Source organism: Actinokineospora inagensis DSM 44258 (assembly GCF_000482865.1).
Classification (GTDB): domain Bacteria; phylum Actinomycetota; class Actinomycetes; order Mycobacteriales; family Pseudonocardiaceae; genus Actinokineospora; species Actinokineospora inagensis.
The window spans coordinates 175,419-192,142 of record NZ_AXWW01000010.1 but is presented as its reverse complement, the minus strand read 5'-3'; the positions used below and the strand labels follow the sequence as shown (position 1 = coordinate 192,142).

Below are 16,724 nucleotides of genomic sequence, written 5' to 3'. Positions count from 1 at the left end.
GCCAGTGGAGTGCGTCGTTGCCGTGGAGCACGTGTCCGCGGATGGTCGAGCATTCGCGTGTGGTGGGGTGGGCGAGTACGTCGATGAGGAGCAGGCTACCGAGGGGGATGCCGCGGACGGTGATTTCCGGTCCCTTGTGGTTGTCGCCTCCGACGATGTCGATGTTGGCCTGGGCGAAGGTTTTGTGCCAGTGCAGGACGGTGGTGGCCATGGCGGCGAGTGTGTCCACCTGGACGTGTACGGCGACCTGGTCGTCGGTGGGGTCGACTCCTGCTCGCAGGCGGAGGGTGATTTTCTCGGGGGTGGGCAGTCCGTAGCTGGTGAGGTGGTGACCGAGTTTGGTCATCACGGTTTGTCCTCGTTGTGTGATGGCGGTGGTCATGGGGATGCTCGCTCACATTGTCGATGGAGTTGTGGCGAAGGGATGTGGCTGCGGGCCTGGACGAGTGGGGTGCGGTGAGGCCGGTCGGGGTGAGTCGCGGCTCACCCCGACCGGCATGTGGTGCCGCGTTCGTGCGTGACAGTGTCGGAATGCCGTCAGGTATTCCGGAGGCCCACACGGTCACGCGACGCGGAAGCCGATGAGGTGGTCAGGTGACCGGGATGAAGTCACGGTCGTGTCTGGCAGTAGACGCGGTCGGCCTGGGGCGTCGCCCGACTCGTCGGGGGCTCGGGTTGCCCTGGTGCTGAACCGGCGGAGACTGCTGCCCTCGACGGCCAGGACCAGGTCGGACATGGTGCTCAGTTCGTCGGGGTGGGGTTCGGCGTGAGTGCGCGGATGCGCGTGTCCGCCGCTTCCTGCTCGGCGGGCGCCTCCTCACCCCGGGAGATTGCCTGGTCGAGCCGGGTGATGGCGTCGTCGGTCATCCGGGTGAGCTGGAGGAGACCGTCCCGGGTGAGGGTGAGGTGGAGGTAGTCGTCGATGGCGATCTCGATCTTGTCGGTGCCGACCATGTCGAGGGTGTACTCGCTGGTGCTGTCGATCTGGGTGTAGATGTCGGCGCGGGGGTTGAGCATGGTGAACCTTTCACCGTTGTCGTTTTTCGGCTCGTTTGTCGCGTGCATGGGTAAGTCGGTCGAGTATTCTCACTGTGGCCAATCGCGGACTGATGTCATTTATTCTTGGGGTTTGTTCCGCGCCGTGGCCAGCATCTGGTGCCGGATATTGCTAGGTGGTTGACGTGATGTCAATGCATTCCCCGATTGGGGTGGCCGGCTGGTGTGGTTAGCCTCGCTGTCGCGTACACCGTGAATCTTGAAGGGAGTTCAGTGGTGCGAAGCCTGCGAGTGGTGGAGTGGGAGTTTGTTGGGTATCGGGATGGTGTGGAGTTTCGGTGGTCGTTGGCTGTGGTCGTGGGTCGGGTGTGTTTGTGGTGGTTGTCTCGGTGTGGTGCCGCTGGGGGTGGAGACGCGATGGGTTGGCGGGGTTTCGATCAGCACGACGGTGTGGTCGAGGCTGTGGTGGTTGTGATGGTCAGGGTGTGTCGCGGGTGATGCCGAGGTGGGCTTCGGCTTCCGTGAGGAGGTCGGCGAGGTCGGCGAGGTTGTCGGCATAGAGTTCGAGGCGGTGTTGCAGGTGGCGGAGTTTGCGGCTGTCGAGCTCGAGTTCTGTGATGTCGCGCAGGGTGAGTTGGTCGTGTGCCGGGTGGGGGGTTGGTGGTTGGGTGCGGGTTGGCGGGATGGGTGGGGGTTTTCTGTAGTGGAGGACGGCGTCGAGGTGGGTGGGGGCGAGTTCGAGTGCGGTGGAGATGGCTTCGAGGGTGCGGGGGCTTCGGTGTCGGTTCACGGTGTTGTATTGGAGTTCGCGGATGACGGCCTTGGACACGCGTGACCGTTCGATCAGGAGCGTTTGGTTGATGCCCAGGAATTCCATGCGGCGGTTGATGGTCCTGGCGACGCCCTCCCAGTTGTCCTCGTTCATCTGACACCTCGTGGCCGGTGGAGCGTGTTCTTGATGGGCGTGGTGGCCCCGGCGTCGAGAGCGGCGGTCAGGCTCATCCGGTTCCTGCCAGGCGGTCGGTCGTCGACAGGAGGTCGTCGAGGGCGGTGAGGGTGCTGCCGTCGGCGTTGAGGGAGATCGTGTTGACGAGTTGCTCGAATCGGGTGATGTCGTCGGGGTGCTCTAGATAGAGGGCGGAGTCGTTGATGTCGATCCGGACCACGTTGCGCCCGGAGGCGAGGTGAAGCAGGTGGAACGGGACGGCGTGCCGGTGCGGCTCGACGACGACGATCTCGATCCCCGACCGTGCCGACAGGGTGATCAAGTGCTCGATCTGCTCCCGCCCGCCAGCGGGAACCAAGCTCACGACCGCCGGTCTCCCCAGGTAGTACCTACCGGGCACTGGCGGCCGCTGGGCCGTTGGTCGGAGTTGGGCGGGGATCTCGTGCGGGCTGTAGGAGACGATGGCCAGGGTGTTGTCCCTGATCACCTCGTGGGCCTGGTCGAGCAGGCTGCGGTGGCCGCCGCGCAGCCACCATTCGGTGCGGTCGCGGTCGCGGTTGGTCTCGACCAGCATCCTGCGGTCGTGCCGCGCGGTGACCCCGAGCCGCCAGGCCAGGACCGACAACTCGCCCTCGGACAGGCCCCGCGTCCCCCGGGTGAACCGGGACAGGGTGGTGGCCTGGACCTCGCCCGCGGCGGCCACGGCGCTCTGGGTGCGTCCGGACGCGCCGATCAGGCGCTGGACGATTCCGCCCACCACCATCGAACGCAGCGAGCTACCCGACATGATCCCTCCCAGCCGTAAACCGGTGATCAACGGTGCGGCTCCGGCCACAGAATCGGGTGCAGATCGACCGGAACCAGTTCATGCAGCCCAATCCCCACGGCGTGGATGCGCGCGGCGGCATCCAGGAATCCACGACACGGCCATCGGCGTGCCAGACACAGCGGACACACCGCTGGCCTCCCCACGACCGGCAGGTGCGCGCTGAGCACATTCACCGCGAGATCGACCTGCCCGAGAGCGCTGTCCTGGGCGACGATGATCGCGAGAATGTCGCGTCGGCTGTCGCTCATTTGCGTTCCTCTAGCTCCATTTCCCGGGGGCCTGTCTACTAGCTTGGCCGCTCCGGGAGTTGGTCACAATGATCGGTTAGTGCACTGCTGCTGCATTTTTGCCACGATGACCCGGGTCTTGTGGTTGTATGGGTTCCCCGAAAGGAGTAAGGCATGGCGCCGGTTGGGAAGTGGACTGGTCGGGAGGCAGGTGCGCTGCGCAGCGCTCTGCGCCTGACGATTCGGGCGTTCGCCGACCACCTGGGGGTGGCCGAGCGGACTGTCGCCAAGTGGGAATCCCTGCAGACCGGTACGTCACCGTGGCCGGAGACTCAGGCGATTCTGGACAGGGCGCTGAGCCGAGCGGATGCCGACGCCAAGCGACGCTTTGAAGTGTTGCTCCGTGAAGGTGTCACCCCGTCGCGTCGGCGATCTGGGCGTGACGTGATCGACCAGGCCGCGCAGCGCGCCGTCGATTTCGATCAGGTGTTGGCGGCGACCTCGGTTGATGATTTTCAGGTGGATCTGTTGTGCGTTCATTTGGCGGAGTTGGCGACCGCGTACGTCCATACGCCGGTGGGCGACGTGATCGATGACATCGCTGCGGCTCAGGAGCAGGCGTTTGCTCTCATCAGGCGCGGATTGCGGCCGAGGCAACTGTGTGACGCTTACATCGCCGCGGGGATCGGGTGCCTGTTGTTGGCTGCGGCGTCGCAGAACCTGGGGCGCACGGCGGCCGCGCACACCCAACTGAGAACCGCGTACAAGTGCGCCGAGGCCGCCGACAGTGACGCGCTCCGGGCCTGGGCGCGGGGAAGTACCGCGCTGACGTTGGAATGGGGGTCATCCCCAGCGTCGGCTCTGCGGTATCTCGACACGTCGGCGGCTGGGGTCGCCACGCAGACCCACCGACGTGCTTTGGCGTTGGAAGCCCGGATCTCGGCCCGTATCGGTGATCCGGCCCGAGCACACCAAGCCTTGCGTCGGCTGGACGACCTTCTCGACTCCACCGAACTGGACGACGAAGTCACCGCGTTCGGCGGCATCTTCACCTTCCCCGCCAGCAAGGCCGCCTACTACCGGGCGGGAACCCACGACCTGCTGGGCGAGTTCCCCCAGGCGCGAACGCACGCTCTCGACGCCCTCGACCGTTACGCCGCCGCGCCAGGCCAGGAACACTCCTACGGCGACCTCGCCCTGACTCGCGTGATCATCGCCGACACCCATCTGGGTGAACGTGACCTCGACGGCGCCGAGGCAGCCCTGGCGCCGTTGCGGCTGCTCGACCCGCGCGAACGCATCGCCCAACTGCCGACTGCCGTGGCCCGGACTCACCGGATGATCGCTAAGATCACCGACACCGAACGAGCGACCTCGCTCCTCGGTGATCTGTCCCCCACACGGCCCACAGGTATAGGTAGTGCCGGACCCCACTGACGACACAACCCGCGACCACGTGCTGGTCGCCGCCGAACGGCGAGGACTGGACGCACGCGGGTTGACCCTGCTGCACCGACACGCCACCGCCGTCTACCTCCTGCCCGCGGTCGACGCCGTTGCCCGCGTGCACGCCGGGGAGCCCGCCGCCGCCCAACGCGCGATCACCGTGACCCGGTGGCTCGTCGACCGCGGGTTGGCGGTGACCGAACCCCTCACCGATCCGGTCGTCCTCGGCGAGGACACCACGGTCACCTTCTGGGTGCACTACCCCCAGACCTCCGCCCCCGGCGCACCCGATCCGGCCGCCCTCGGACGCATCCTGCGCGACCTCCACCAGCTCCCCACGCCACCGGTGGCCCTACCCCGCCACCGCCCCCTGGCTTCGCTCCGCCAGACGCTCGCCACCTCCACCGTGCTCGACCCGAACGACCGACGCTGGCTGACCACCACCGCCGACACCCTCCTCGACACCTACGACACGGTGCATTTCCCCCTGGGCGAAGGTCACCTGCACGGCGACGCCTACCCCGGCAACCTCGTCCACGACCCCACCGGGCACCACTGGCGACTCGGTGACTGGGACGAGACCTGCACCGGCCCCCGCGAACTGGACCTGGTCAACACCTACCAAGGCATCCGCCTCGGCCGCACCGCAGCAGACCTCGACCGATTCGCCGACGCCTACGGGTACGACCTGCGCGACTGGCCGGGGCTGCCCGTCCTGCGAGCCATCCGAGACCTGCACACCCTCGGTTCCTTCCTCAACCGCGCCGCCGCGGGCGACACCACCGCCAACCAGGTCCTCCGACACCGGCTCCACGTGCTCCAGCACGGCCGACCCACCGACACCTGGACGACGAGCTGACCCGCTCGTCCGCCGCCGAGCGCTAACCTGGACCTGCGTAACAGCGCCTGCGCGGCTTGTGAACGCCGTCGGCGAACCGGAATCGCGACCAGATCTGGAAAGGAGTAGGGCATGACATTGGTCGAGAAGTGGACCGGCCGGGAGGCGGGCGCGCTGCGCAGTGCCCTACGCCTGACCATTCGGGCGTTCGCCGACCATCTAGGAGTGGCCCAACGGACCGTCGCCAAATGGGAATCCCTGCAAACCGGTACGTCACCGTGGCCTGCGACCCAGGCAATCCTGGACCGAGCCCTGAGCCAAGCAGACCCCGACACCAAGCGACGCTTCGAGGCGTTGATCGGCAAAGCAACCCCGGCCCGGTCGGGCGAATTGACCACCCGACGGCACCGCGATATGGCACTCGATGTCGACTACATTGAGAGCCTGCACCGCGATATCGAGAGCTTCGTGCGTTTGGACCAGAAATACGGCGGAGCAGTGACCTCCCCGCTGACCGTCCAGGCATTCAGACAAGCCCGGCACCGCATCACGACCTCGAACCTTCCCGACGGACTGGCGCGCGACGCGTACGCCGCCGTCGCCGAGACCGCGGAGGTGGCGGGGTGGTGCCTTTACGACGCCGACGAACACGATCACGCCCGCCGCATGAACCGCGTGGCTCTCACTCTGGCCGGCCGCGCGGGTGATCGAAGCATGGAACTGTTCCTCCTGCAGAACATGTCCATGCACGCCAGTCACCTGGGGTACGCCCACGAAGCTCTCGACCTCGCGCGACAAGCCCTCGAAGCCACCCTCACCCCTCGACTGCGCTCCCTGTTCCGCCTGCGCGAAGCCCGCGCCCTCGCCGAACTCGGCGCCGATACCGACGCCCACAACACCTTCCGACTCGCCAGGAACCTGCACGCCGAAGGCGTCTCCGACCGCGACCCGCACTGGGCCTGGTGGCTTGACGACGCCGAGTTCGCCTGGCACGAAGGAAAGATCCACCTGAGTCTGGACAACCCCACTTGCGCGATGGACTCCTTCGACCTCGCCGCCGAAGGCACCCGCGAGAACCATCCCCGGGGTAGCTACATCCACCAAGGATCGGCCTTTGTCGTCCACGTCATCAACCAATCCTGGCCCGACGCTGAGCGATCGATGCGGAGCCTGCTCAACCACACAGGTCTGGTGGGCTCCCGCCGCGGCGACCGAACCGTCGAAGAGGGCCTCGACCTGTTGGACCACACCACCCCGCCCAGCACGATCACCGACATGGCCCTGGCCCTCCGTCAGGCACTCGCCTCGACGATCTGAAGCCACGTTCGCCACACCGGTTTCACCTGCTCCACGATCGACGAGCAATGCCTGAATGGTGCATCCACCACGTAGGTCGATGTCCGAGTGCCATGAGGTCACCGAACCGCAGCGGCCACCCGAGTCCTGCCTGTTGATGCAGGTTGTCACGACGCCGTTTCTCGTCGCAGGCAAGTGGCGTGTCATGGCTGACCACACTTCCTGGTGGATTGAACAAATGTTCAGTTCCGGTCGTCGGGCTACGCCACGCCGTAGTGGGTGGCCAGGTCGGCGAACAGGCGGCCTTGTCGGCGGGTCGCGTCGTCGAGGAGGTGGCGCATGGTGGTGGTGGCGAGTGGCTGTTGTCTGGCCCAGGCGGGTGCCAGGTCACGGGCGCGGGCGAGGTGGCGCAGGGCGCGTTTGTTCTGGTGCAGGGTGGTGGCGGCGTTGGCCAGGTGGATGTGGTGGCCGGATTCCCAGAAGGCGGGGACGGTGCCGGTTGAGTCGGGGAGGTGTTCGGCGAGATGGAGTGCCTGTTCGGGGTCGCCGGTGCGGAGGGTGTGTTCGACGCGTTGGAGTGCGGCGACGCGGGGGCCGAAGATCGCAGTTTCGCTGGTGGTGTCGGTGCCGGAACGGATGGCGGCGGCTGTGGCGATGGTGAGCAGGTCGTCGGCTCGGGTGGGGTTGCCTGATTGGCGGGCAGCGGTGGCCGCGTTGAACAGCAGGTTGCCGAAGACGCCCGCGCGGTGTGGATCGCGGTCGAGCATTCGGGGTTCGATCCGCTCGGCCGTGGTGACGGCGACGTGTTCGGCCTCGGCGGTGCGGCGTTGGCGGATCAGGGTCCAGGTCAGGTAGCGGGCGGCGACCGCGGTGTCGATGTCGGGGGTGTCGGACTCGCGTGCGGCATCGGCCGCGCGGTCGGCGGCGGTCCAGGCCAGGTCGTCGAGGCCGAGGCGTCCGCTGATCCCGGCTCCGGGGCGGTAGGCGGTGCTGAGGAGATGGTGTGCGGCGGCGTTGGCATCACCGCTGGTTTCCTGGATCAGGTGACGAGCCGTTGTCAGCAGGTCGGGTAGTCGGTGCAATACGTCGGCGTGTCGGCCATCGACGTAGGCACGCCACACCACGTGGGCGTCCTCGGCCAACTCCTCGATCGTGTCCACCCGGTCGGAGTCGACTGGCCTGTCGATGCCGTGGACCGGGGTAATCGCCTGTCGAAGCCGTGCCATGTCGGCGTCGGTTCCCCGCGGGGTGGCAAGCCGACCTTCCAGGGCGTCGGTGCTGACGTCCAGGGCGCGCGCCAGCTTCTTGATGGTACTAGCGCGGCTGGCCGACCGCGTGCCTCGTTCGAGGCGTCCGACGGTGTCCACGCCGACGCCTGCGGCTTCGGCGAGGGCCTCCTGGGTGAGGTTCCTGGCCTTGCGCAGGCGAGCGATGTTCTCCCGCAGGGTGTCTGACATCTTCACCTCCTGTGACCGCTAGTCCGGCGATGTCGGTGTGCCCGCGTCGCACAGCATCAGCGTGCCGGTGGCCAGAGCGGCGAACGCCGCTTCGATCCGGCGGTGGAGGCTGGAGGTGACCAGGTTTTGGGCTTCGCCCACAGTGTAGAGACCGATGGAGCGGACTTCCGGATCATGCGTCCGCAGCCCCTGAACCTGGTCGTTGGTGATCACGCCTCCGTCGAAGACGAACGCAAGTGCCTCGGGCATGACTCCCTGGGTTCGGACGTGGTCGATGACCAGCAACCTGCCCAGGGGCCTGGTAATCCCCAGTTCTTCGGCGGTCTCGCGGACTGCGGTAGCCCAGGGGGCCTCGTCGGCGTCCACCGTCCCACCGGGGATCTCCCATTCGACCTTGTAGGTGGTCTCGATCAGCAGCACCCGGGTCCGGGACTCGTCGTAGAGCAGCGTGCCCGCTGCGGCTCGTTTCCGGGGCAGCGAGGCCGCGTACTGGTCGAACGGGAGGAGGTCCACGGCCTCCGAGGCTACCTGTCGACGATCCGAGCAGCCTTCCCTGCCTCAAGAGCAGGGAAGGCTGCCGCGCGCTGGAGCAAACTCATCCATTTCGGCTGTGTTGCCGATGCTCGACACAACCGAGGCTGTCAATGGACACCGAACGCAGCACGCCGTGTCCACCCCTTCGACCAGGTACGGGAGGCGTCGTGCTTCAGCCGGATGCGATCGCCGCCGCCCCTGCGCCCATCCCCGGGACTGACCGATGGCCATGACCACCGCGGATGAACTGGCGGTGTCCGCCCACCCCGAACTCGCGCGGTTGATCCTGCTTCGCGAGTCCGAGTGGCAGTTCCTTTCCGAGGTGGACGGCGAACACGTGGTCGGGATCAACGGTCTGCGGATCTGGCCGCAGAATTGGACCGACCTCGTGACGGTGAAGTACGTGACCGACGCTGCGGCCGCCCGCTGCAACCCGGACGGGGAACTCGTGTGGATGCGCGAGGGCACCCTGGTCGATGTCGTCGACCAGCTACTCGCCCTTCCCGCACCCGGTGAACCGCTCGCGCCCCGCTTGGTCCTCCGAACGCGGCCTCCTCTGTGGACTCCCTGACTTCGCCCGGCGTGATATTCCGCTGGCGTTAGGGTCTTGTGGGTGACGATGTCGCAGTCGCGTTCACCGGTGGAGGTCTTCGCCGTGTCCGCCGTCAGTTTGGTCGAGGTCGACGCGCCGGTGGTCTCCGATGAGCACGCGGTGGAGAGGGATCGGCTGTGGGCTGAGGCGGAGGAGGCCAACCCGGCGTTGTTCGACGGTCCGGTCGTGGCGTGCGCGGACTTGCGGGTGCACGCGTCGGGCGAGGTGGTCGTGCGGTGGGCCCGGGTGACCTATCGGCATTTCGCCCTGCGCTGGGTGACGGGTGCACGATCGCTGGGGTCGGTGTCCCAGCCGACGACGTGCGGTGGTGTGGTGGTGGGTCGGATGTCGTCGTCGACCGCGGCAGCGGGGCGGTGGCAGTTCCCCGGTGGTTCGGCCGAGCAGCCCGCGGCGGGTGAATCCTCGGACGAGACGCACTTGCGGGTGCACGCGGCGCGGGAGTTGGCCGAGGAGGTCGGGGTGGTCGTCGCTCCGGGTGAACTGAGGTTGTGGGTGGTGACTCGGGGCGAGCACGGCAATATCGGGGTGTTCTACCTGGCGCCGCCGCTGCCGTTCGCGGAGGTCGAGGCGTGGTTCGAGGCCGCTGTGGTGAGAGAGCGGGAAGCGGGGCGGGAGCCGGAGTTCGTGGAGATCGGCGTGGTCCGCTCGGCGACCGGGCTGGCGGAGTTGCCCGGTCGCCGGGTCGACTACCTGGAGCCGTTGGTGGACAGGCTTGTGTTCGGGTGATCTGGCGTTAGGTTCCGGTGGTGAGGATGCCGCGGCCCGGTCGTCGAGTTCGATGGCGGCGGGGAGTCCTGTGGCGCGGTAGCGGGCGATGTCTGTGCGCAGTCGGGTGAGGGCTTTGCGGGTGCGGCGGGACTGGACTCCGTCGAGGTGGTCGAGGCCGCGGTGCCAGGTGGCGCAGGCTTGTTCGATGGCGCCGCGTGTGAGATGGCTGGTGCCGCTGGAGATCAGGTCGAGGGTGATGACGCGGGCGTAGGTGTCGCTGGGGCGGGATGTGGCGGCGCGGGCGTAGTGCTCGGCTGCGGTGGCGTGGTCGCCGAGTGTTTCGAACATGCGGGCGGCGCGGGAGTGGACCGAGGCGTGTGGTGGTCCCCACGTGAGTGCCCAGAACTGGGGTGTGTCGCCCGGGTCGGTGACCAGTAGGGTGCGGGCGTGTTCGACCTCGGTGATGGCGTGGTGGGTCTGCCCTACCTTGGCGAGGGTGTGGGCATGGACGACGCGGAACAGTGCCTCAGTCTGGTGGTCGACCTTCCCTTTCGCCCGGTTGAGGCCCGTTTCGGCGAGGTCTCGGCAGAACTCGGGGCGGCGTAGGCGTAGGCGTAGGCCCTGCATGGCCATGGTGCGCATGACGAAGCCATCCTGGCCGAGGACGCCGGATTCGGCGGCGAGCGCGTAGGACTGGAGGAAATAGCGCTGGGCAGCGCCGTGCTGGTTCGCGTCGTAGTGCTTCCACCCCAACAGGTGCACGCTCCGGCTGGCGGCCGACAGCATCTGGCGGCGGACCTCGTCGGTGCGGAATCGGCCGCGGCACAAGGGAGCGACGTCGTCGCGTAGCCAGGCGGCGAGGGTGGTGCGGCCGATGAGGCCGCCGTGGCGTTCGTCGAGGTCGGTGAACATGCTGATCATCTCGCGCACGGCGTTGACCTCGGTCATTCCCGCCAGGCGACCTGACCGGGCGGCGCTGGTGGTGCGGTCGGCGATTCCCCGCGCGGTGGTCAACGCCAGGCCGCGGCGGCGACGGAGTAGGCGGTAGTGGTGAGGAAGCGGCGGCGGTCGAGTTCGCCTTGCCACAATGGCATCAGCGCGTCGAGTGGGTCGGCGTCGAGGGTGCGCGGCGCTTCGGCGTCGGGGCGTGCGTTCAGGGCCGCGGCCAAGACCGCCCACCCGCACCGGCGGGCGGAGTCGATGATCTCGGTGACGATCGCGCTCTTCCCGCTTCCGGCGGACCCTGCGACCAACACGTGCCTGGCAATACCGGCCGGCGCCTCGATCGCGGCGGCCGCCTCGGTGCGCGGGATGCGTTCGCCGTCGATGTGGTGCATGGCGACGCGATCCACGAACGAGGTGGTTACCGCAGCCACCCAGCCGGCCAGCACCACCGTGCGCGCAGCGTCCCGGCGACGTACACCCCGCTCGGTCAACCACCCCCACACACGCTCGGCGGTGAGGGCGTGATGGACCGAGTCGTCGACCAGCCGCCCCAGCGATTCCGCGACACGATGTGAATGCTCGAACAGCACCTCCAGGCGTGCTTCGACCAGCGTGACCAGTTCGGGTTCACCGATGATCGCGACGTCGATTTGCCGGAGCCCCTTGAACACGTCCTCCGGAGACGGCTTGCCCCAGGCTTCGCGCATCCGCCGGAACCCCGTGCGGTGCTGCTTGGCGTCGAGGAACTCCGCGTCGAAAACCTTCCAGGACTCGGCCGCGGAGCCCGCTCGACCAACTCACGAAGCTCATCGGCACTGGTCGTGGACACGAACACGCACCGCCCACCAGCGAGGATCTTGTCCCACCACGGCGCGACCACACCTTCGCCGACCAAGGCCGCCACCGTCCACGGCCCACCCGCCCGCTGCCGCTTCACCTGATGCCATACCCGGACACCGTCAACGGTCAGACAGAACTCCGCGCCCGCACCGACCGGACCGGGAGCCTCGACCTGCAACGACCGTGTCCGCCCGGTCAGAACCTCGATCAACTGGTGAACAGTCCACCACCGCTCGAACCGGTTGCCCATCTTGTCGGCGGCACCGCCCGGCAGCGGCATCCCACCCTCCCCACTCCCGGTCAAAGCCAGGCAGCGATCACATCGTCGTGGTCCAGCACCCTGGAACCTCGAACTGTCGATCTCCGACTTCCGCCCTGAAACCGGCGCGTCCCCCACATGCCATCTCCCGTTTGTCTCCGACGCGGCGTGTAGTCCGCCGTTCAGGTCGGTTCGGGCACGTACGGCACGTCACGCGGTCACAGCAAGATCAACGCGACCCCATAACGGTGTTATGTCAAAGGTGGAGCACGGCCGCTCCAGGATTTCTCCAGTCCGGCCTTGTCGATCTTCATTCGGACCACAGTGGACGGTCAAGCCATGATCGACACCGGAATACGAAAACACCCCGCTGACCAGGAGGAACAATCAGATCAGCGGGGTGTTTCATTGACCGTCGGGCTGACAGGATTTGAACCTGCGACCCCTTGACCCCCAGTCAAGTGCGCTACCAAACTGCGCCACAGCCCGGCCACATCCGCCTCTCGGCGAGTGCTGGGGAAGCTTAGCGTACCCCCGTGCCGGGGCTACGGCGGGGGGTCAGGACTTGCGGGGTTTCTTCTCGCGGACCCTGACCGAGATGCGGACGGGGGTGCCGGTGAAGCCGAAGCGTTCGCGGAGTTTTCGTTCGATGAAGCGGCGGTAGCCTGCTTCGAGGAAGCCGCTGGTGAAGAGGACGAAGGTGGGGGGGCGGACTGAGGCCTGGGTGGCGAACAGGATTTTGGGTTGTTTGCCGCCGCGGACGGGGGGTGGGGTGGCGGCGACGAGGTCGGCGAGCCAGGAGTTGAGGTGGCCGGTGGAGATGCGTTGGTCCCACGAGTCGAGGGCGGTGCGGAGGGCGGGGGCCAGTTTGCGGACGGAGCGGCCGGTGAGGGCTGAGACGTTGACGTGGTCGGCCCAGGGGACGCGGACCAGGCCGCGTTCGAGTTCGCGGACCATTTGGTGGCGGCGGTCTTCGTCGACGAGGTCCCACTTGTTGAAGGCCAGGACGAGCGCGCGGCCGGTTTCGACGACCATCGTGATGACGCGGAGGTCTTGTTCGGCGATCGGCTCGGCGGCGTCGAGGAGGACGATGGCGACCTCGGCGGACTCGATCGCGGCCTTGGTGCGCAGGGACGCGTAGTACTCCGTACCGCTGGCGAAGTTGACGCGTTTGCGCAGGCCTGCCGTGTCGACGAAGCGCCAGATCTGGTCGTCCAACTCGACCATGGAGTCGACGGGGTCGACGGTGGTGCCCGCGACGGAGTCGACGACGGCCCTGTCTTCGCCGGTGAGGCGGTTGAGCAGGCTGGACTTGCCGACGTTGGGCTTACCGACCAGGGCGACTCGACGGGGGCCACCGCGCGCGCCGAAGATCTCGCGGGGGGTTTCCGGGAGGGCGGCGAGGATGGCGTCGAGGAGGTCGCCCGAGTTGCGGCCGTGGAGGGCGCTAACCGGGAAGGGCTCACCCAGACCGAGGGACCACAGCGAAGCCGTATCCGCCAACAGGCGTTCGTCGTCGACCTTGTTGGCGACCAGGATCACCGGCTGTTTGGACCTACGCAGGGTCTTGGCGACGGCTTCATCGGTCGCGGTAGCGCCAACGGTCGCGTCCACCACGAGCACTACCGCGTCGGAGTGGGCCATGGCGTACTCGGCCTGGGCGGCGATGGCACCGGGGAGCCCGTCCAACCCGGGCTCCCAGCCGCCCGTGTCGAGAACGGTGAAGCGGCGGCCGTTCCACAGCGCGTCGTAGGCGACGCGGTCGCGGGTGACGCCGGGGATGTCCTGGACGACCGCCTCCCGCCTGCCCAGGATGCGGTTGACCAGCGTGGACTTGCCCACGTTCGGCCTGCCGACCACCGCGAGCACCGGCTGCGGCGCGGCCGCCTCGTGGTCCTCTTCGGTGAACGAGTCGGCTGCCGCCCACTCGGCCTCGTCGGACCAGGTGCCGTCCAGGGAGTCCTCGTGGACCCCGTCTAGCTCAGTCATCGCTTCGTCTTCCGCACGTCGTCGACTTCTCGAACCAGGTCCGCGAGCCGGACCCGGATTTCCTCGGTGGCCGCCAGCAGCCCGGTGCGGCCCTTGCCCACGGTCAGCGCGAACGGCGCCCCGACCAGCACGTCCACCTCGGGCCGGAAGCGCCGACCGGTGCCCGCCTGCTTGCGGGTCCCCCTGGTGGCGACCGGCAACACCACCGCGCCGGTCGTCCGGACCAGCCACGCCGCGCCCTGCTCGGCGGCGTCCACGTCACCCGAGCCGCGGGTGCCCTCGGGGAAGATCCCGATCAGACCACCTTCGCGGAGCAGGCTGACCGCCGTCGTCAAGGGGGTGCGGTCGGCCTGACCGCGGCGCAGCGGGATCTGGCCGATGGCCCGCAGCGCCCGCCCCCCGACGCCGCGGAAGAGTTCCTCCTTGACCAGGAACACCGACCGGCGCGGCAGCATTCCGAAGATGATCTGCGGCTCCAGCATGGAGCTGTGGTTGGCGACCAGCACGACCGGCCCGGTGCGCGGGACCCGGTCCAGCCCGGTGACGCGCAGCCGCAGCGCGGGCCGGAAGCACCAGGTGCCGATCCAGCGGGCGAGGTCGTGCAGCCAGGGCAGCGACCCGTCGGGCAGGTGCGTCACAGGTTCGCCGCCGCGTGGTCGAGGCCGCGGTCGCGGACCATGGCCAGCAGGTGCTCGAGGACCCCGTCGACGTCCAGCTCGGTCGTGTCGACCTCGACGGCGTCGACGGCGGGGCGCAGCGGCGAGGCGACCCTGGTCGAGTCCAGCCGGTCCCGGCGCTCCACATCGGCCCTGGTGGCATCCACTGTGGACGCCCGACCCGCCGCGGTGTCCTGGGCGGTGCGCCGGGCGGCGCGGGCGTCGGCGGAGGCGGTCAGGTAGACCTTGAGCCCGGCGTCCGGGACGACCACGGTGCCGATGTCGCGCCCCTCGACCACGATGCCGCCGCGCCGCCCCCTGGCCTCGCTGATGATCCGGCGCTGCGCGGCGACCAGCAGCTCGCGCACCGCGGGCACGGCCGACACCGCTGATACGGCCGCGGTGACCTCGGGGCCGCGGATCTCGGCGGAGACGTCCTCGTCGCCCAACCGCACCTCGGCGTGGCCGGGGTCGGTGCCGATCCGCAGGTCGGCGGCCTCGGCGCAGCGCAGCACGGCGGCGCTGTCGTCGGCGTGGACACCCGTGCGCAGCACGGCCAGCGTCACCGCCCGGTACATGGCCCCCGTGTCGAGGTAGGCGGCGCCCAGGGTCTCGGCGAGCCTGCGCGCGACGGTGGACTTGCCGGTGCCGGAGGGGCCGTCCATGGCGACGACGCCCCGCAGCTCACCCTGTCCCACCACGTGCTCCTCTGCTCGGTCGGCCTGCCGTTGGCGCACTATTGTGCCTGGCGGCCTCACCGCGTCCGCGAGCGGTGCGCGTGGCGCTACCGTCCGTGGGGGTGCTGTGACGAATGTGCGACAAGTGCCGAATCCGGCGGCGCCGCGCCCGCGCGCGGGCAGAATGGGCGGATCACCCCCCGAGTGTGAGGACGCGCCCGTGACCGATCCCACCTGGCTCACGGCCCAGCGGCGCGCACTCGTCGCCTTCGCGGCGGGCGCGGCCGACCCGGCGGGCGGGTTCGGCTGGCTGGACTCGGCGGGGGAGCGGATGCCGGACAAGCCGGTGGCGACCTGGATCACCGCCCGGATGACGCACGTGTTCGCCTTGGAGGACGGTCTCGGCGACCCGGGTGCGGCCGCGCTCGTCGACCACGGTGTGACGGCGTTGCTCGGCCCGTTGCGCGACGCGGACAACGGCGGGTGGTTCGCCTCGGTTGTCGATCCGACCAAGTCCGCTTATGAACACGCGTTTGTGCTGCTCGCCGCCTGCAGTGCGCAGGCCGCCGGTCGACCGAAAGCCGAGCAGTTGCTGACCGAGGCCCTGCACATTGTTGAAACCCGTTTTTGGGATTCCGAGATCGGACTGCCGTTCGAGAGTTGGGATCCCGCGTGGACGGTCACCGAGCCTTATCGCGGCGCCAACAGCACGATGCACTTCCTGGAGGCTTTCCTGGCCGCCGGTGACGTCACCGGGGACAAGGTCTGGCACGAGCGCGCGCTCGGGCTGGCCGAGCGGATCGTGCACGTGACGTCCGCCGCGCACGGCTGGCGGGTGCCGGAGCACTTCGGCGCCGACTGGACGCCGGACCTCGGCTACCACCGCGAGGACCCGCGTCACCCGTTCCGGCCATTCGGCTCCACCATCGGTCACTGGCTGGAGTGGGCGCGGCTGCTGCTGCACCTGGAGGCCGCGCTCGGCGCCGACGCCCCCGGCTGGCTGCTGCCCGACGCCCGCGCCCTGTTCGACTCGGCGGTGCGGCGCGGGTGGGGGGTGGATGGACGGCTCGGTTTCGTCTACACGATCGACTGGGACGACCTCCCGGTCGTGCGGGAGCGGATGCACTGGGTGATCGCCGAGGCGGTCCTGGCGGCCGCCGCGCTGCGCGCCCGCACCGGCGAGGAGCCCTACGCCGACTGGTACGCCGCCTTCTGGGCGTACGCGCGCGAGCACCACATCGACCCGGCCGGTGGCTGGCGGCACGAGTTGTCCCCGGACGGCGTCCCCACCGACGGCGTCTGGGTGGGCAAGCCGGACACCTACCACGCTTACCAGGCGACCTTGTTCCCGGTTTTGCCGTTGTCGCCCGCCGCCGCGCTCGCGGTCCGCTGAAATCCGCCACCGACTTTCGTCGGAAAGACGACATATCGGGCCGCGTTACCGGCTATAAAGCGAGCCGATAAGCCG

At 68.5% G+C, this 16,724-nt stretch carries 16 protein-coding genes, 1 tRNA gene and 1 pseudogene; 6 read left to right on the top strand and 12 right to left on the bottom strand.

Annotated elements, in window-relative coordinates:
• The 5 genes from H504_RS0103950 to H504_RS0103930 all read right to left on the bottom strand — a co-directional run.
• Nucleotides 1-346, bottom strand: a 346-nt coding sequence (locus tag H504_RS0103950) for a hypothetical protein (protein ID WP_026421712.1), incomplete at its 3' end; no start/stop codon positions are given.
• 395 nt (nucleotides 347-741) lie between these two features.
• Nucleotides 742-1,017 (bottom strand): hypothetical protein, encoded by a 276-nt coding sequence (locus tag H504_RS0103945; protein ID WP_157440185.1) that lies wholly within the window; start codon nucleotides 1,015-1,017, stop codon nucleotides 742-744.
• Between the two features lie 457 nt (nucleotides 1,018-1,474).
• Nucleotides 1,475-1,921: a hypothetical protein gene (locus tag H504_RS33180; RefSeq protein ID WP_051385457.1), complete on the bottom strand. Its 447-nt coding sequence runs from the start codon at nucleotides 1,919-1,921 to the stop codon at nucleotides 1,475-1,477.
• A 73-nt stretch (nucleotides 1,922-1,994) separates the two neighbouring features.
• The gene (locus H504_RS0103935) at nucleotides 1,995-2,729 is read right to left on the bottom strand and encodes a Scr1 family TA system antitoxin-like transcriptional regulator (protein WP_157440184.1); all 735 of its coding nucleotides are present in this window, start codon (nucleotides 2,727-2,729) and stop codon (nucleotides 1,995-1,997) included.
• A gap of 26 nt (nucleotides 2,730-2,755) precedes the next feature.
• Nucleotides 2,756-3,019: a hypothetical protein gene (locus H504_RS0103930; RefSeq protein WP_026421709.1), complete on the bottom strand. Its 264-nt coding sequence runs from the start codon at nucleotides 3,017-3,019 to the stop codon at nucleotides 2,756-2,758.
• Nucleotides 3,020-3,172: 153 nt separating this feature from the next.
• Here H504_RS0103930 and H504_RS42300 point away from each other — a divergent pair, with 153 nt between their 5' ends.
• From H504_RS42300 to H504_RS38370, 3 genes are all read left to right on the top strand, one after another.
• Nucleotides 3,173-4,435: a hypothetical protein gene (locus H504_RS42300; protein WP_026421708.1), complete on the top strand. Its 1,263-nt coding sequence runs from the start codon at nucleotides 3,173-3,175 to the stop codon at nucleotides 4,433-4,435.
• Complete coding sequence (locus H504_RS33175) at nucleotides 4,419-5,303, top strand: aminoglycoside phosphotransferase family protein (RefSeq protein WP_211239253.1); 885 nt, start codon at nucleotides 4,419-4,421, stop codon at nucleotides 5,301-5,303. The genes H504_RS42300 and H504_RS33175 overlap by 17 nt, the downstream gene beginning before the upstream one ends.
• 111 nt (nucleotides 5,304-5,414) lie before the next feature.
• Complete coding sequence (locus tag H504_RS38370) at nucleotides 5,415-6,599, top strand: helix-turn-helix domain-containing protein (protein ID WP_051385456.1); 1,185 nt, start codon at nucleotides 5,415-5,417, stop codon at nucleotides 6,597-6,599.
• Between the two features lie 239 nt (nucleotides 6,600-6,838).
• Here the strand turns inward: H504_RS38370 and H504_RS0103910 are convergent, their stop codons facing one another.
• Together H504_RS0103910 and H504_RS0103905 are read right to left on the bottom strand one after the other, a co-directional pair.
• A complete protein-coding gene (locus H504_RS0103910; RefSeq protein ID WP_026421707.1) occupies nucleotides 6,839-8,035 on the bottom strand; it encodes a helix-turn-helix transcriptional regulator in 1,197 nt (398 codons plus the stop codon).
• Between the two features lie 18 nt (nucleotides 8,036-8,053).
• Nucleotides 8,054-8,548: an NUDIX domain-containing protein gene (locus H504_RS0103905; RefSeq protein WP_026421706.1), complete on the bottom strand. Its 495-nt coding sequence runs from the start codon at nucleotides 8,546-8,548 to the stop codon at nucleotides 8,054-8,056.
• A gap of 250 nt (nucleotides 8,549-8,798) precedes the next feature.
• On the opposite strand from H504_RS0103905, the gene H504_RS0103900 reads away from it, so the two are divergent.
• Complete coding sequence (locus H504_RS0103900; RefSeq protein WP_026421705.1) at nucleotides 8,799-9,140, top strand: hypothetical protein; 342 nt, start codon at nucleotides 8,799-8,801, stop codon at nucleotides 9,138-9,140.
• Between the two features lie 48 nt (nucleotides 9,141-9,188).
• On the top strand, nucleotides 9,189-9,908 hold the full coding sequence (locus tag H504_RS0103895; RefSeq protein ID WP_035303252.1) for an NUDIX hydrolase: 720 nt from the start codon (nucleotides 9,189-9,191) through the stop codon (nucleotides 9,906-9,908).
• Between the two features lie 96 nt (nucleotides 9,909-10,004).
• On the opposite strand, the pseudogene H504_RS44160 reads toward H504_RS0103895, so the two are convergent.
• From H504_RS44160 to cmk, 5 genes and pseudogenes are all read right to left on the bottom strand, one after another.
• A pseudogene (locus tag H504_RS44160) lies at nucleotides 10,005-11,069 on the bottom strand (NsdA family TPR-like regulatory protein); the annotation flags it as partial.
• A gap of 1,280 nt (nucleotides 11,070-12,349) precedes the next feature.
• Nucleotides 12,350-12,423 (bottom strand) — tRNA-Pro (locus H504_RS0103880).
• Nucleotides 12,424-12,492: 69 nt separating this feature from the next.
• Complete coding sequence (gene der / locus H504_RS0103875) at nucleotides 12,493-13,923, bottom strand: ribosome biogenesis GTPase Der (protein ID WP_026421702.1); 1,431 nt, start codon at nucleotides 13,921-13,923, stop codon at nucleotides 12,493-12,495.
• Nucleotides 13,920-14,561 (bottom strand): lysophospholipid acyltransferase family protein, encoded by a 642-nt coding sequence (locus H504_RS0103870; protein ID WP_026421701.1) that lies wholly within the window; start codon nucleotides 14,559-14,561, stop codon nucleotides 13,920-13,922. Before H504_RS0103870 ends, der begins: the two co-directional genes overlap by 4 nt.
• The gene (cmk, locus tag H504_RS0103865) at nucleotides 14,558-15,244 is read right to left on the bottom strand and encodes a (d)CMP kinase (protein ID WP_035303251.1); all 687 of its coding nucleotides are present in this window, start codon (nucleotides 15,242-15,244) and stop codon (nucleotides 14,558-14,560) included. Before cmk ends, H504_RS0103870 begins: the two co-directional genes overlap by 4 nt.
• Nucleotides 15,245-15,476: 232 nt before the next feature.
• Between cmk and H504_RS0103860 the strand changes: the two genes are divergently transcribed.
• Nucleotides 15,477-16,649 (top strand): AGE family epimerase/isomerase, encoded by a 1,173-nt coding sequence (locus tag H504_RS0103860; RefSeq protein ID WP_026421699.1) that lies wholly within the window; start codon nucleotides 15,477-15,479, stop codon nucleotides 16,647-16,649.
• The last annotated feature ends 75 nt before the right edge of the window (nucleotides 16,650-16,724 follow it).